This is a genomic window from Acidovorax delafieldii (assembly GCF_007993815.1).
In the GTDB taxonomy this organism is placed as follows: domain Bacteria; phylum Pseudomonadota; class Gammaproteobacteria; order Burkholderiales; family Burkholderiaceae_C; genus Acidovorax; species Acidovorax delafieldii.
Window position 1 is genome coordinate 769,192 of sequence record NZ_VJWE01000011.1, and the last position, 14,846, is coordinate 784,037.

General features: G+C 68.1%; 14 protein-coding genes. 11 read left to right on the forward strand and 3 right to left on the reverse strand.

Annotated elements, in window-relative coordinates; translation table 11 throughout:
- Positions 1-10: 10 nt before the first annotated feature.
- Positions 11-709, reverse strand: a complete 699-nt coding sequence (gene pyrE, locus ATF69_RS06250) for an orotate phosphoribosyltransferase (protein ID WP_146870220.1) — start codon at positions 707-709, stop codon at positions 11-13.
- A 10-nt stretch (positions 710-719) separates the two neighbouring features.
- On the opposite strand from pyrE, the gene ATF69_RS06255 reads away from it, so the two are divergent.
- From ATF69_RS06255 to ATF69_RS06290, 8 genes are all read left to right on the forward strand, one after another.
- Positions 720-1,523, forward strand: coding sequence for an exodeoxyribonuclease III (locus tag ATF69_RS06255; protein ID WP_056057754.1), 804 nt, complete (start codon positions 720-722; stop codon positions 1,521-1,523).
- Positions 1,524-1,548: 25 nt separating this feature from the next.
- The gene (locus ATF69_RS06260; protein WP_146870221.1) at positions 1,549-3,456 is read left to right on the forward strand and encodes a GspE/PulE family protein; all 1,908 of its coding nucleotides are present in this window, start codon (positions 1,549-1,551) and stop codon (positions 3,454-3,456) included.
- Between the two features lie 194 nt (positions 3,457-3,650).
- Entirely contained in the window at positions 3,651-4,199 is a 549-nt protein-coding gene (locus ATF69_RS06265) for a putative pterin-binding protein (RefSeq protein WP_146870222.1), read from the forward strand.
- Positions 4,180-5,826, forward strand: a complete 1,647-nt coding sequence (locus ATF69_RS06270) for a GGDEF domain-containing protein (RefSeq protein ID WP_146870223.1) — start codon at positions 4,180-4,182, stop codon at positions 5,824-5,826. Before ATF69_RS06265 ends, ATF69_RS06270 begins: the two co-directional genes overlap by 20 nt.
- 23 nt (positions 5,827-5,849) lie before the next feature.
- On the forward strand, positions 5,850-6,212 hold the full coding sequence (locus ATF69_RS06275; protein WP_225580994.1) for a response regulator: 363 nt from the start codon (positions 5,850-5,852) through the stop codon (positions 6,210-6,212).
- Between the two features lies 1 nt (position 6,213).
- A complete protein-coding gene (locus tag ATF69_RS06280) occupies positions 6,214-6,828 on the forward strand; it encodes a chemotaxis protein CheC (RefSeq protein ID WP_108496943.1) in 615 nt (204 codons plus the stop codon).
- Between the two features lie 161 nt (positions 6,829-6,989).
- Entirely contained in the window at positions 6,990-7,628 is a 639-nt protein-coding gene (locus ATF69_RS06285; protein WP_056057330.1) for an MBL fold metallo-hydrolase, read from the forward strand.
- A 244-nt stretch (positions 7,629-7,872) separates the two neighbouring features.
- Positions 7,873-8,973, forward strand: coding sequence for a GGDEF domain-containing protein (locus ATF69_RS06290; protein WP_146870224.1), 1,101 nt, complete (start codon positions 7,873-7,875; stop codon positions 8,971-8,973).
- 18 nt (positions 8,974-8,991) lie between these two features.
- On the opposite strand, the gene ATF69_RS06295 is transcribed toward ATF69_RS06290, so the two are convergent.
- A complete protein-coding gene (locus ATF69_RS06295) occupies positions 8,992-9,843 on the reverse strand; it encodes a M48 family metallopeptidase (protein WP_146870225.1) in 852 nt (283 codons plus the stop codon).
- Positions 9,844-9,973: 130 nt separating this feature from the next.
- Between ATF69_RS06295 and ATF69_RS06300 the strand changes: the two genes are divergently transcribed.
- From ATF69_RS06300 to ATF69_RS06310, 3 genes are all read left to right on the forward strand, one after another.
- Entirely contained in the window at positions 9,974-11,368 is a 1,395-nt protein-coding gene (locus tag ATF69_RS06300) for an AmpG family muropeptide MFS transporter (protein ID WP_146870226.1), read from the forward strand.
- Positions 11,369-11,518: 150 nt separating this feature from the next.
- Positions 11,519-12,241 (forward strand): response regulator, encoded by a 723-nt coding sequence (locus ATF69_RS06305; protein ID WP_056057318.1) that lies wholly within the window; start codon positions 11,519-11,521, stop codon positions 12,239-12,241.
- A gap of 41 nt (positions 12,242-12,282) precedes the next feature.
- Positions 12,283-13,539 carry a HAMP domain-containing sensor histidine kinase gene (locus tag ATF69_RS06310; RefSeq protein ID WP_146870227.1) on the forward strand — a complete coding sequence of 419 codons (1,257 nt, stop codon included), beginning with the start codon at positions 12,283-12,285 and terminating at the stop codon, positions 13,537-13,539.
- 23 nt (positions 13,540-13,562) lie between these two features.
- Here the strand turns inward: ATF69_RS06310 and ATF69_RS06315 are convergent, their stop codons facing one another.
- Positions 13,563-14,807, reverse strand: a complete 1,245-nt coding sequence (locus ATF69_RS06315) for a YbfB/YjiJ family MFS transporter (RefSeq protein WP_146870228.1) — start codon at positions 14,805-14,807, stop codon at positions 13,563-13,565.
- Between the last annotated feature and the right edge of the window lie 39 nt (positions 14,808-14,846).

A 14,846-nucleotide genomic window follows, 5' to 3' on the forward strand; every position in this document is an offset into this window, starting at 1 on the left:
CTCAAACCATCTACCCCTCGTTGACGCCGTAACGCTGGCGGTAGGCCAGCACCTTTTCGTGGTGGGAACGCATCCCCTCTTCCCCATTTTTCTCAAGAAAGAGCAATAAGTCTGCCAGCCGTGAAATGGCACACACCTGCATGCCCAGTTGGTTGCGCACGTACTGCACGGCGCTGTGGTCCACGTCCTCGCCATTCTCGGTGGCTTTCTCCTGGCGGTCCAGCGCAATGGCCACTGCGTGGGGCGTGGCGCCGGCGGCGCGGATGATGGCGATGGACTCGCGGGCGGCCGTGCCGGCCGACATCACATCGTCCACGATGAGCACCCGGCCCTTGAGAGGCGCTCCCACCAGGGTCCCACCCTCGCCGTGGTCCTTGGCCTCCTTGCGGTTGTAGGCAAAGGGCACGTTGCGGCCCAGGCGCGCCAACTCCACCGCCACGGTGGCAGCCAGCGGAATGCCCTTGTACGCGGGGCCAAACACCATGTCGAATTCGATGCCGCTGGCCAGCAGGGCTTTTGCATAGAATTCCGCGAGCCGGCCGATCTTGCGGCCGTCGTCAAACAGTCCGGCGTTGAAAAAATAGGGGCTCAGGCGCCCGGCTTTGGTCTTGAATTCACCAAACCGCAGCACGCCCGACTCGACGGCAAAACGGACGAAATCCTGCGCCAGCTGGCCCTGTTCGGGGGTTTGCACGCCAACATCCACCATGGGGAAATCCTTGTTCAAGTTAACCAGCCTCAATCTCAATGGCATCCGCTCGGCCACCAGCAAAGGCGTGGAAAGCTGGATGGCAGCCACGCGGCCGGATTGTATTTGTGTGCAGGAAGTGAAGGCCCAGGCCGCCGACATGGCCAACCGCTTCGAGCGCCTGGCCGACCTGCAAGGGCACTTCCACTTTGCCCAGAAAAAAGGCTATTCGGGCGTCGGCATCTACACGCGGCACGTGCCGTCGGATGTAGTCATTGGCTATGGATCGACCGAGTTCGATGCAGAAGGCCGATACGTCGAGCTGCGTTTTGACACGCCCGCCCGCAAGCTGTCGATCATCAGTGCGTACTTTCCCAGCGGCTCGTCGGGCGAAGAGCGGCAACAGGCCAAATTCCGCTTTCTGGCGGAGTTCCACCCCCACCTCATGCGCCTGAAGGCCGAGCGCGACTTCATCCTGTGTGGCGACATCAACATTGCGCACCAGCAAATCGACCTCAAAAACTGGCGCAGCAACCAGAAGAACAGTGGTTTTTTGCCCGAAGAACGCGCCTGGATGACAAAGTTGTTGCACACAACTGATGAAGGCGGCGGCATCATAGACGTTTACCGTCAGTTACAACCTACCGCCACCGACACCGCCTACACCTGGTGGAGCAACCGCGGCCAGGCCTATGCCAACAACGTGGGTTGGCGGCTGGACTACCACCTGGCCACCCCTGCGATCGCGGCGCTGGCGCGTGCTGAACATATCTACAAGGGCGAAAAGTTCTCGGACCACGCACCCATCACGGTGGACTACGCACTGACCCTCTGAGCCCTGCCCCAGCCCCTCTGCCCCGATGACCGACGCCAGCACCTCCGCCCCGCCTCCCGCCCACAGTTTTCGCCCCCAGAGCGCCGAGGCGCTGTGGCGTCAGATCTCCACCCCCCACCCCACGGTGGGCAAGGCCCGGCACCTGGGCGAGGCGCTGGTCCACGCGGGGCTGCTGTCCACGCCGGACCTGGCAGAGGGCCTGCAGGCGCAGCAGGAGGAGCGCGGCAATGGCGTGCAGCGGCCCATCGGCCAGATTCTGGTGGACCGGGGGGCACTCACCCAGGACCAGTTGCGCAGCGTGATTGCCACCTGGCTGGGTGAATACACCGTGCACCCCGGCGACATCACGCCCGAAGCGCCGGCCCTGGCACTCATCCCCCGTGCCGTGGCCGAGCGCGAATCCGTGCTGCCCCTGATCGCACGCGAGGACGCGCTGGTGCTGCTGATGGCGGACCCCTGGGACCGCGTGCTGATCGACGAGATCCGCTTTCTGACCCAGCGGCGGCTGATCCCGCTGCGCGCAGCGCCCGGCACGCTGATGCCCGCCATCCACAAGGCCTACCGCACCCGCCCTGCCGACGCGGGCGGCGCGGCAGCCGGCGCACGCGCCACCTCGCAGGAGTTGCTGACCAACCTGGCCACTGCGTCGCCAGACGCAGACACCGAGCAGGCCGACGTGATCAGCGAGTCGGACAACACCCTGGTGCGGCTCATCAACTCGGTGATTGACGAAGCCATCAGCCACCGTGCGTCGGACATCCACATTGAGACCGAGCCCGCCCCGCACAACGTGCGCGTGCGCCTGCGCATCGATGGCGACCTGGTGCCCTACCTGGAACTGCCCGCGCGCTACCGCTTTGCGATGGTGGCACGCATCAAGATCATGGCCAGCATGGACATCTCGGAGCACCGCAAACCGCAGGACGGCAAGATCGACTTTGCCCGCTTTGGTGGCCCTCCGGTGGAGCTGCGCGTGGTCACGGTGCCCACCTCGCGCGGGCTGGAGGACGTGGTGCTGCGCCTGCTGGCAGGCGCCAAGCCTCTGCCGCTGGAGAACATCGGCCTGAGCCAGTCCAACCTGCTGGCGCTGCGCGCGGTGGTGCAAAAAAGCTATGGCCTGGTGCTGGTGTGTGGCCCCACGGGCTGCGGCAAGACGACCACGCTGCACTCGGTGGTGCGCGACATCAACACCGCAGGCCGCAAGATCTGGACGGCCGAAGACCCCATCGAGATCACGCAGGAGGGCCTGCGCCAGGTGCAGGTGAACCCACGCATCGGCTGGACCTTTGCCGCCGCCATGCGCACCTTTTTGCGCGCTGATCCGGACGTGATCATGATCGGCGAGATGCGCGACGAGGAGACGGCACGCATCGCCATCGAAGCCTCGCTCACCGGGCACCTGGTGTTGTCCACCCTGCACACCAACTCCGCGCCCGAGAGCATTGCGCGCCTGCTCGAAATTGGCCTCGACCCGTTCAACTTCTCGGACTCGCTGCTGGCCATCCTGGCGCAGCGCCTGGTGCGGCGCCTGTGCACCGCCTGCCGCGAGCCGCGTGTGGCCGACGACGACATGCTGGCGGGCCTGGCGTCGCAGTACCTGGAGAGTGGCACCCACAACACAGCTGAGGCGCGCCAGGCGCAGATCGGACGCTGGCGCCAGCAATACGGCGGCGCCCAGGGCGAGCTGCGGATGTGGCGCCCCGTGGGGTGCGCCAAATGCGAAGGCCACGGCTACCACGGTCGCCTGGGCATCCACGAGCTGATGATGAGTGACGAAGCCATTCGCCAGCACATCCGCCACCGGGCCCCGGCTTCGGACATCCGGCACTCTGCGCTCACCGCCGGCATGCTCACCCTGCGCCAGGACGGCATCGAAAAGGTGTTGCAGGGCCTGACCGACATGAGCGAAGTGGTGGCGGCGACCAACCTGTAGCCTTCAGCCCCGGCAGTCACCCACAAGCCCCCCAAAAACCGTCAACAATTGTCAAAACCACCCATCTCGCGGCAATTTTCCGTTGGACGGCAGTCGGTTTTCCTGCTTTCACGGGCATAGTCAAGCCGTGCCAGCTGCCGCACCTGGAGCCATTCCAGTCCCCGGCGCGCTGGCTGGATGTGAAAGTGGTGACGATGTTGTTCCGATTCCTGGCTGCCCTGCGGGCCCGCACAGACGCCACCCTGGTGGCCCTGCTCGGACCTTTGAGCCTGTGCCTGCCGCTGTGGGCCCACCCCGCCCCGCTGTGCCCAGCCCCCCAGGGCCGCAGCGTGTTGCAACTGCAGCCTGCCGGCGACGGCCAGGCGCAGGCCTGCGACCTGCAGGCCCTGGAGCGACTGCCAGCGCAAGACATCACCACCGCCCTGCCCGCCGCGCTGGGCATGGCGGGTACACACCGCTGGACCGGTGTGCCGCTGCGCCACCTGGTGGAGCAGCTCGGGGGCGGCGAACGCAGCCGCATCGTGCTGATGGCCCTGAACGACTATGCCGTCGTGATCCCCTGGAGCGACCTGCTTCGCTACAACCCCGTGCTGGCCTACCGGCGCGACGGCCAGCGCATGGGCATCCGCGACAAGGGGCCACTGATCCTGATCTACCCGTTTGATGCCCACCCCGCTCTGCAGCAGGGCCAGGACTACGTCAACCGCACCATCTGGCAGGTCCATGCTGTCTCCATCCGCTAAGCAGCAGCCCGCCGCCAGCAACACACGCACCACCCACCGGCTGCTGGCCCTGGTGGTGGCCATGGCTTTGGGCACCTCTGCGGCCCTGTGGTGGACGCTGCGCCAGGCCCAGGACCTTGCGCAGCCCCACCAGCAAAACGACCTCTGGTACATCGCCAGCGTGCACAACGAACTGGCGCGGGTGAGTCTGCTGGCGCGCCAGCTGCGGGCCCGGGAGGCCAGCGCGCAAGACCTGGTCGACCGGCTGGACGTGCTGTACAGCACCCTCGACACCAGCGGTCGCGGACCGCGCGTGAGCACCCAGCTGCGCGAGGCACTGCCGGACACCGCACAGGGCCTGGACGGGTTGCGCACTCAGGTGGAGCGCTGGTCGTCGCAGGCCAGCGGCAGCGCCAACGAGCCCGGCAGCACCGCGGCGCGGCGCACGCAGGCGACGGCCGCACCCACCCAGGCGCTGCGCGTGGCCGAAGACATCACCCGCCAGTCCGACGCGCTGCTGGAGCGCCTGCGCCAGGCGGTGGCCACCGTGCACCTGTTCAGCACCCAGCAGACAGACCAGGCGCGCCAGCAGTTGCACCAACGCTTCATCGTGCTCAGCGTGGTGCTGAGCGCTCTGCTCGTGGGCACCACGCTGCTGATTGCCCGGCTGGTGCAGGATGCACGCGCCGCCAAAGCCGCATCGCGGCAGCTGGCGCAAACCAACCGGGAGCTGGAAGACCGCGTGGCCCGGCGCACGCGCAAGCTCGAAGAAAGCCGCGCGCTGCTGGGCTTCATCCTGGACACCAGCCCCAGCGACGTGCTGCTGGCCGAGGTCGAGAGCGGTCGCGTGCACTTCATCAACCACCGGCTGACCGAGCGCCTGGGGCTCAGAACCGCTCCTCAGACCCTGTTTCTGCCCGACCTGCTGCACGACCCCGACACACGCCAGCGCTTCATGCAGACCCTGGACCAGTACGGGCAGGTCGATGCCATGGAGGCGCAGATCGGCACCCATGCCCCGCGCTGGAGTTCACTGTCGGCCCGCCTCATCGACGTCGAGGGCCAGCTGGCCCACCTGCTGTGGGGCTTTGACATCAGCACCCACAAGGCCCTGGAGGCCCAGCTGCGCGAACTGGCCACGCGCGATGCGCTCAGCGGCCTGCTGAACCGCCGGGCCTTCATGGAGCGCAGCACCGCCCTGTTCGACCACTGCCGCCGCCATGGACAACCTTGCACCGTGCTGATGATCGACATCGACCACTTCAAGCGCATCAATGACCGGTATGGCCACCAGATGGGCGACACCGCCATCCGCGCCTGTGCCGAGGCCATCGGCCAGGCCCTGCGCGAGGCCGACCTGCTCGGCCGCCTGGGCGGGGAGGAATTTGCCGCGCTGCTGCCCCATGCCAGCGCCGACAGCGCACGCCAAGTGGCCGAGCGCATCCGGGGCGCCATCGCACAGCTGGGCCTGGCGTCGCCTGCAGGGCACCCGGTCACGTTCACCATTTCCATCGGCATGGCTGCCAGCGAGCGGCACCACACAGGCATCGAGCCGCTGATGGCCGATGCCGACGCGGCGCTCTACCGCGCCAAGGCCGCCGGCCGCAACCGGGTTCTGACCCACGATGCGGCGCACCCCGCACTCTGACCTTAACCAACGACACAACAACCATGAGCCTGCGCCTTTTGATTGTGGATGACAGCCGCATGTCCCGCCTGATCCTGCAGGGCCTGGTGCAACAAGCCCACCCCGACTGGACCATCGTGCATGCCAGCAGCGGCGAAGAAGCCTTGCAGCTGGCGCGCGAGAACCCCGTGGACCTGGTTTCCATGGACTTCAACATGCACGGCATGAACGGTCTGGATGCCGCACTGGCGTTGCGCCAGTTGCTGCCCCGGGTGCCCATTGCCATCCTCACGGCCAATGTGCAGAACGCCGTGCAGGAGCGCATCGAGGAAGCGGGTATGGTGTTCATTGCCAAGCCCATCACCGCCCAAGCCGCCCAACAGCTCATCGCCCTCGCAGGAGCCTGACATGCCCATCCAGCTAGACGCCGAACAGATCGATGCACTGAGCGAGATCTTCAACATCGGCGTGGGCAAGGCCGCCGCCGCCATGGGCAGCCTGCTGCGCGACGAGGTGCTGCTGTCGGTGCCGCATGTCAGCGTGTTCACCGTGAGCGAGGCGGCGCAGCAACTGGGCACCCAGGGCCACCCCATGTATGGCGTGCGCCAGCCGTTTCGCGGCGTGCTCAACGGCGATGCCCTGCTGATCTTTCCAGGCCACCGCAGCCTGGAGATCGTGCGCATCGTCGCCGGGCAGAACGTGCCCAGCGAAGACCTGAGCGCCATCGAGCAGGATGCGCTGACCGAGGTGGGCAACGTGATGCTCAACGCCTGCATCGCCGCCTTGTCCGACCTGCTGGGCCACGAGTTCGAGCTGAGCCCGCCACGGTTCGACATGGGCGACAGCCGCACCATCCTGGGCACCCGCATCCAGAACCACCTGGTGGTGTTCCTGCACATCCGCTTTGAGCTGCTGAGCAGCCAGATCGAGGGCTTTGTGGTGTTCGTGCTCAACACCACGTCGCTCGAGGGCCTGCGCACCGCCGTGAACCGGCTGCTGGGCCGGCCTGTGGACGCAGACTGAGGCCCCAAGCGGCCGCCAAGGGACGGCGGGCGCTGCACAGGCCCTGTGCGAAACTCACGGCTGTTGCCTTCCGGCCCTGCCGCCGCCGCGCCAGCCCGCTATCGCCCTCTGGGAGAAAACGGCCCCAGCGCGATGGGCGATGGGTTTACTGCCTCCATCCCATGCTCCGCTACCTCACCGTCCCCGTCACTCCTTTCCAGCAGAACGCCTCCATCGTCTGGTGCGACGCCACCCGGCAGGCTGCCGTGATCGACCCAGGCGGAGACCTGGACACCTTGCTGGCAGCGGTGGAAGAACACGGGCTGACGCTGTCCCAGATCTGGCTCACCCACGCGCACATTGACCACGCCGGCGGCACGGGCGAGCTGGCCCAGCGCCTGTCGCTGCCCATCGTCGGCCCCCACCCGGGCGACCAGTTCTGGATCGACGGGCTGCCGCAGCAAAGCGCAATGTTCGGCTTTCCGCCCGCGCAGCACTTCACCCCAACGCGCTGGCTGCACGACGGCGACACCGTGCAGATCGGCAACGAGACGCTGGCCGTGCGCCACTGCCCCGGCCACACGCCCGGCCATGTGGTGTTCCACGCGCCGCAGATCGACCGAGCGTTTGTGGGCGACGTGCTGTTTGCGGGCAGCATTGGCCGCACGGACTTTCCCCAGGGCAACCACCAGCAGCTCATCGACAGCATCACGCAGCGGCTGTGGCCCATGGGCAACCAGACGGTGTTCATTCCTGGCCACGGGCCCGAGAGCACCTTCGGGCGCGAGCGGCAAAGCAATCCCTACGTGGGCGGGACCTGAGCGCAGACCATCAATGCTCTCTTATTCATAGCACGCCAGGTATATTCCACTAGCGCATCCAGCTGATTGGGCTTGAAATGGGTTGCCGGAGGCCGTCACAGGCCCTGGTCGCGTGCTCCGCGCCGCCGGGTGCCCAGCGGCGATCAGACCCCGGGATACCAGCCAGTTCGCCGCACCCCCGACACCGCCGGGGGCTACGATGGAGCGGTTTGCCACCTCTGCAGGCCGCCCGTGCCCCCGTGCCATGACCCCATCCAACGCGCCGCGCCCCCCGCTTGAACCCCAGCGCGGCTCCAGCCTCGCGGGCAAGGCCTACTGGGCCATGGTGCAGCGGGTCGCGCTGACGGCCGCTGCCATCGACGCGGGCTACATCCTGCTGTTTCTGTGGCTGGGCTCGATGCCGCTGGCGGCCGTGAATGTGCTGAGCATCGCCATGTACCTGGGCGCCTACCGGCTCATCCAGAAGCGCTACAACACCGCTGCACTGGCCCTGATCTGGCTGGAGGTGATCGGGCACTCGGCCCTGGGCTCGCTGCTCATCGGCTGGGAGAGCGGCTTTCACTACTACCTGCTGATGTTCATCCCCGCCATCGTGATCGCCAACACGCGCGGCTATGCCGCGCCCATGGTGCTGGCCCTGCTGGCCTACTACCTGGGCCTGCACATGCTGAGCGACGCCGTGGGGCCGCTGGACCCGCTGCCCGCGCACAGCGTGAAGATCGTGAACTGGGTGCACATCTGCGTGGTGTTTGCCATGTCGGCAGCGCTGTCGGCGTTCTACCGCCGCACCATCCTCATTGCCGAGGCGCGCCTGCGCAAGCAGGCCACGCGCGACCCGCTGACCGGCCTGGCCAACCGCAGCCACTTTGACGCGCAGGCCACCGAGGCGCTGGAGCGCAGCCGGCGCAGCGGCGTGCCGGTGACGCTGCTGCTGTGCGATGTGGACCACTTCAAGCGCGTGAACGACCAGTACGGCCACGCCGTGGGCGACCAGGTGCTGGTGGCCATGGGCCAGGTGCTGGCCGACAACCTGCGCGAGGGCGATGTGCTGGCGCGCTGGGGTGGCGAAGAGTTTCTGGCACTGATGCCCGCCAGCCCGCTGGACGCCGCCAGCGCCACGGCCGAGCGCATCCGTGCCGCTGTGGCCCGGGCACCGCTGCCCGTCCGCCCCGAGCCGTTGGCCCTGACGCTGTCGTTTGGCGTGGCTCTGGTGCACGGGCCCGACGACCTGCAGGCCGCCATTGCCCGCGCAGACCAGGCGCTGTATGTCGCCAAACACGCGGGGCGCAACCGGGTGCAGCTGGCGGGTGAAGACGCCACCGATGCAGTGGCGGCCAGCGCTTAAATACGCTGGCTCGGCGGTTCAACCGTTGCGGCGCGCGGCCTCGTACAGGCCTTGCACCTTGGGCACGTTCTGCTCCAGCTCGCGAATGCGCGCGGGGCCCGATGGGTGGGTGGACAAAAACGCCAGCCCGCCTTGTTTGCTGCCGCTGGCATTGCCCATCTTCTGCCACAGGCTCACGGCGGCCGACGGCTGGTAGCCCGCGCGCGCGGCCAGCTCCAGCCCCACCAGGTCGGCTTCGCTTTCGTCCGAGCGGCTGAACTGCAGCGTGAGCAATTGCCCACCCAGGCCCGCAGCCGCCTGCCCCAGGTCGCCCAGCCCCAGCAGCTGCGAGCCCAGGCGCAGCGCCAGGTTGGTGCCCTGCGTCTTGGCAATGCGCTCGCGTGCGTGCTCACGCAGCGCATGGGCCATCTCGTGGCCCATGATCATCGCGGCCTCGTCGTCCGTGAGCTTGAGCTGGTCGAGGATGCCGGTGTAGAACGCAATCTTGCCGCCGGGCATGCAAAACGCATTGATCTGCGAGCTGCCGATCAGGTTGACCTCCCACCGCCACTGGCGGGCGCGGTCGTTCCAGGGCGTGGCGTACGGGATCAGCCGCTTGGCGATGGCGTGCAGGCGCTGCAGCTGGGGGTGGTTGTCGGGCGCCAGCGCGCGCTTGGCGCGGGCCTGCTCCAGCATCTGGCGGTACTGCTGGGCGGCAGACTGCTCCAGCGTCTCGGCGGGCACGAGCTTGCGCAGGCTGGATGCCGAACCCACGTCCACCTGCGCCAGCACCGGCGTGGCCGCAGCGGCGCCCGCCGCCAGCAGGAACGCGCGGCGTGCGGACCAGGGGGACGACGGCGCGATGGAGGGAGCGGGGCAGAAAAGACACATACAAGGCAATCCCAGAAGGAATAATGAGCAGCGCTGGCACACAACACACCAGAGCCTGCCGCGCAGATGGAGGCTGACAGGATGGCTACAAGGGTGCGTCGGCGATGATAGACAAAACCCCCGCTCGCCCATGTCAGACACCTCCACATCTTCCACCCCCAGCCTCGCTCCCACCACCGCCCCGGACAAGCCCCCGCGCACCCCCTGGCTGCAAACCCTGCGCGTGTACCTGGAGCCCGCCAGCCTGCGCATGCTGACGCTGGGTTTTTCGGCCGGGGTGCCGCTGCTGCTGGTGCTGGGCACGCTGAGCTTTCGCCTGCGCGAGGCGGGCATCGACCGCAGCACCATCGGCTACCTGAGCTGGGTGGGCCTGGCCTACGGCTTCAAGTGGGTGTGGGCGCCGCTGGTGGACCGCATGCCCATCCCGGTGCTCACGCGGCTGCTCGGGCGGCGGCGCAGCTGGCTGCTGCTGGCACAGCTGGTGGTGGTGGCGGGACTCATCGGCATGGCGCTGGCCGACCCGCGTCTCACACTGGGCCCCATCGTGTGGTGCGCGCTGGCCGTGGCGTTTGGCTCGGCCACGCAGGACATTGCGCTCGATGCCTTCCGCATCGAATCGGCCGACGCCAACCACCAGGCCGCGCTGGCGGCGTCGTACCAGACGGGTTACCGCCTCGCGATGATCTGGGCCGGAGCCGGTGTGCTGTGGATTGCCGCGCGCTCCGAGGTCGCGCCCGCGGCCGGCCAGGCCGTGGCCCTGGGTGCCGCCGCGTACCAGAACGGCGCCTGGCAGGCGGCCTATCTGGCCATGGCGGCGTCGATGGCCGTGGGCGTGGTCACCGTGTTGTTTTCGCGTGAGCCCGCGCCCGTGGCGCTGCCTCCCGCCAAGAACGCTGCCGAGTGGATCCAGGGCGCACTGGTGGCCCCGTTTGCCGACTTCCTGCGCCGCTACGGCTGGCATGCGGCGCTCATCCTGGCGCTGATTGCCGTATACCGCATCAGCGATGTGGTGATGGGCATCATGGCCAACCCGTTCTACGTGGACATGGGCTACACCAAGGACGAAGTGGCCGCCGTGACCAAGATCTACGGTGTGATCATGACGCTCGCTGGCGCCTTCGTGGGCGGCGTGTTGTCCATGCGCTTTGGCGTGATGCGCATCCTGATGCTGGGAGCCATCCTGAGCGCCGCCAGCAACCTGCTGTTTGCCTGGCTGGCGGGCCACGGGCACGACGTGACGGCGCTGATTGCCGTGGTGTCTGCCGACAACCTGGCCAGCGGCATTGCATCGGCCGCGTTCATCGCCTACCTGTCGAGCCTGACCAACGTGAGCTACTCGGCCACGCAGTACGCGCTGTTCAGCTCGATGATGCTGCTGCTGCCGAAGTTCGTGGCGGGCTTCTCGGGCGACTATGTGGATGCGTTTGGGTACGCCCAGTTCTTCACCTCCACGGCACTGCTGGGGCTGCCGGTGCTGGTGCTGGTGTGGCTGGCATCGCGCATCCAGAAGGTCGGTGGCGCCTGATTCATATGCCCAGACAGCTACCAAATCAATAGCAGCTTCTGAAGCCTCTCGCCACCCGGTTTACCGGAACTTTACGGGGGCTTCAACACGGGGAGACGGCTGGGCCGGACCATGAAGACAGTTTCAAAGCCTCGCTACTACACTGCCCCCATGAGCTCCCAACTGCTGATGATCGAAGACGACGCCCGCCTCGCGCAGATGGTGGGCGAGTATCTGGGCCAGTCGGGCCTGCAGGTCACGCACCGTGCCGATGGCAAGAGTGGCCTGGCGCAGCTACAGGGCCCTGATGCCGGGCCGCTGCCCGACCTGGTGATCCTGGACCTGATGTTGCCCGACATGGATGGACTGGAAGTGTGCCGCCGCATCCGCTCGCTGCAGGGCAACGCGGCGCAGGTGCCGGTGCTCATGCTCACCGCCAAGGGCGACCCCATGGACCGCATTATCGGGCTGGAGCTGGGTGCTGACGATTACCTGCCCAAGCCCTTTGAGCCCCGCGAGCTGCTGGCCCGCATCCGCGCCATCCTGCGCCGGCGCACGGATGGTGGCGGCGCGGCAGCCGCCACCCAGGTGCTGCGCTTTGGCACGCTGGAGATCGACCGCGACGCGCGCACTGTGACCGTGGCGGGGCAGCTGGCGGACCTCACCTCCTACCAGTTCGACCTGCTGGTGGCATTGGCCGAGCGCGCGGGCCGGGTGCTCACGCGCGACCAGATCATGGAGGCCGTGCGCGGCCGCGAGCTGGAGGCGTTTGACCGCTCCATCGACGTGCACATGGGCCGCATCCGCGCGGCCATCGAGGCCGACGCCAAGAACCCGCGCCGCATCCTCACGGTGCGCGGTGTCGGTTATGTGTTTGCCAAGCAGCAAGATTGACCGCTGACGCAGCCCCCGCTGCCTGCGCTGTCGCCCCACGCATGTCCTTGACCAACCCTTTTTCCCGCCGCCTTTATCTGCGCATCTGGCTCGCCGTGGTCGGTGGCATGGCGGTGCTGACGCTCACCGTGGGCTGGGCCTGGCGCATTGCCGAGGAACAAAAGGCCCAGAACAACCAGCCGTTTGTGCCGCCCTCGCGCGAGATGGCGGTGCGCGACCCAGGGGGCAACCTGGTGCTGCGCGGCATGGCAACGCGCCAACCGTCCGAGCCTGGCGAGGTGGTGGAATTCCACATCGAGGCAGAAAACGGCCAGATCTTTACCCTACAGATGGCGCCGCGCCAGCCGCGCATGGGCCGCAATGGCGGCCGGCCCGGGGGTCCCGGCCAGGACGAGGCGGCTTTCTGGACCCGCCCGCCCTTCGGCTTCTTGTGGCTGCTGGGCATCGTGGGTCTGGCGGTGGCGGTGGGGGTGTACCCCATCATCCGCCGCCTCACGCAGCGGCTGGAGGCCTTGCAGCGCAGCGTGAAGAAGTTTGGCGAAGGCGACCTGTCGGTGCGGGTGCCCGAGCAGGGCCAGGACGAAGTAGCCGACCTGGCGCGCCAGTTCAACGCAGCGGCAGAGCGTGTGGAAACCCTGGTCAAGTCGCACAAGTCGCTGCTGGCCAATGCCTCGCACGAGCTGCGCTCGCCCCTGACCCGCATCCGCATGGGGCTGGAGCTGATGGGTGGCCAGCAGCCTTCCCCCGCCTTCCGCGAAGAAATCCTGCGCAACATCGCCGAGCTGGACCAGCTGGTGGACGAGATCCTCCTGGCCAGCCGGCTCGACGCGCGCGAAGCCGACGTGGGCACCGTGGAACTGGTGGACCTGATTGGCCTGGCCGCCGAGGAATGTGCGCGCGTGGACGCCGACCTGGACGTGAGCGCGAGCCCCGATTCGCTGGAGGTGCGCGGCGTGGCCAAGCTGCTGCGCCGGGCGATCCGCAACCTGCTGGAAAACGCACGCCGCTACAGCACCGGCGAGATCACCGTGGTGGTGCACCGCCGCCAGGGCCGCGCCGAGGTGCATGTGTGCGACCACGGCCCGGGCGTGCCGCACAGCCAGCGCGAGCGCATCTTCGAGCCCTTCTACCGGCTGCCGGGCGCCAGCGAGCGCGCGGGCGGCGTGGGCCTGGGGCTGGCGCTGGTGCGGTCGATTGCCGGCCGCCACAACGGCACCGTGCACTGCCAGGACCGTGCTGACGGCGACAGCGGCGCGTGTTTTGTGCTGGCGCTGCCGCTGGCACCATCCACGCACTGATCGGCGCCTGCATTCGCGTGCGCTCAGCGCGCTGCCGCGCGGGGCGCCAGGGGCCAGCGCCAGGCCATGGCGGCATACAGCACCGCCCCCACCCCGAGCGCTGCGGCGGCCACAGCCAGCCCGTAGACAAAGCCCTGCCCCTGCGTGGCCGCGTGGTGCAGCATCCACGCCACCATGGGCGGGCCCACGATCTGACCAATGCCGTAGGCCGCCGTGAGCAACCCCGGAAAACTGTCGCCCGCCGCAGGCCACACGCGCCGCGCCTCCTGCAGGGCATAAAAGGTGATGGCAGTGAACGGCAAGCCCAGCAGCAGGCTGCCCAGTGCAAACCCCGCAGGCCCCGGCCACACCAGGCTGAGCGCGATGGCCCCGGCCTGCACCACGTAGGCTGCCATCAGCAGCCAGCGCCGGTCCCACGCGGCCGGGGTGCGGGTGGACAACGCCGCGCCCAGCGCCACGCCAGCACCAAACAGCGGCCAGAACAGGTCAGGCCAAGGCGACCCCGCAGGCAAGGCAGCGCGCGCAATCACGGGCAAAAAGGTGGCCGTGACGATGTAGCCCAGCCCTGCGAGCCCATAGGCCAGCGTGAGCCCCGTGCGCGCCCAGAACCCGTGGCCGGGGGTGGAGCCGTCCACCACCGGGCCGGAGGCTGCGGCCGACCCGGGCATCGCCACACCCCGCAGCACGGGCCAGATGGCAGCGCACAACCCCACACTCAGCAGCCCGAACACCGCCCAGCCCGCTGCGGCGGGCCACTGCAGCGCCACCATGGCACTGGCCGACAGGCCGGTGAGCACGATGCCCAGCCCCGGGCCACAAAAGATCAACCCGCCCAGCGCGGGCTGGCCCAGCGCCACCAGCCGCAGCATGCACCACACCGAGACGTTCAAGAACACCAGCGCACTGGCAACCCCGGCCGCAAACCGCAGCGCGGGCCAGGAGCCCGGCAGCGGCAGCGCCATGCCCAGGGTGAGCAGCACCGTGGCCGCGAGCCCCCAGCGCGCCAGCCGCGCCGCATGCCACCGCTGCCGCGCACGGGGCGCCACCCAGGGCAGCGCCATGCAGGCCAGCGCCCCGATCAGGTACCCGAGGTAGTTGGCTGTGGCCAGCCAGCTGCCGCCGGCCAGCGTGACCACGCCGTCGTGCAGCATCATGGGCAGCAGCGGGGTGAAGGCAAACCGGCCCACGCCCATCGCCACCGCCAGTGCGGCCATGCCCGCCAGTGCTACAGCCAGGGGACGGTCTTGGGGGGCGGTGCGCGGTTCCATGCAGGCGGTTTCCAGTCTATGATTCTGTTTTGAGATTTA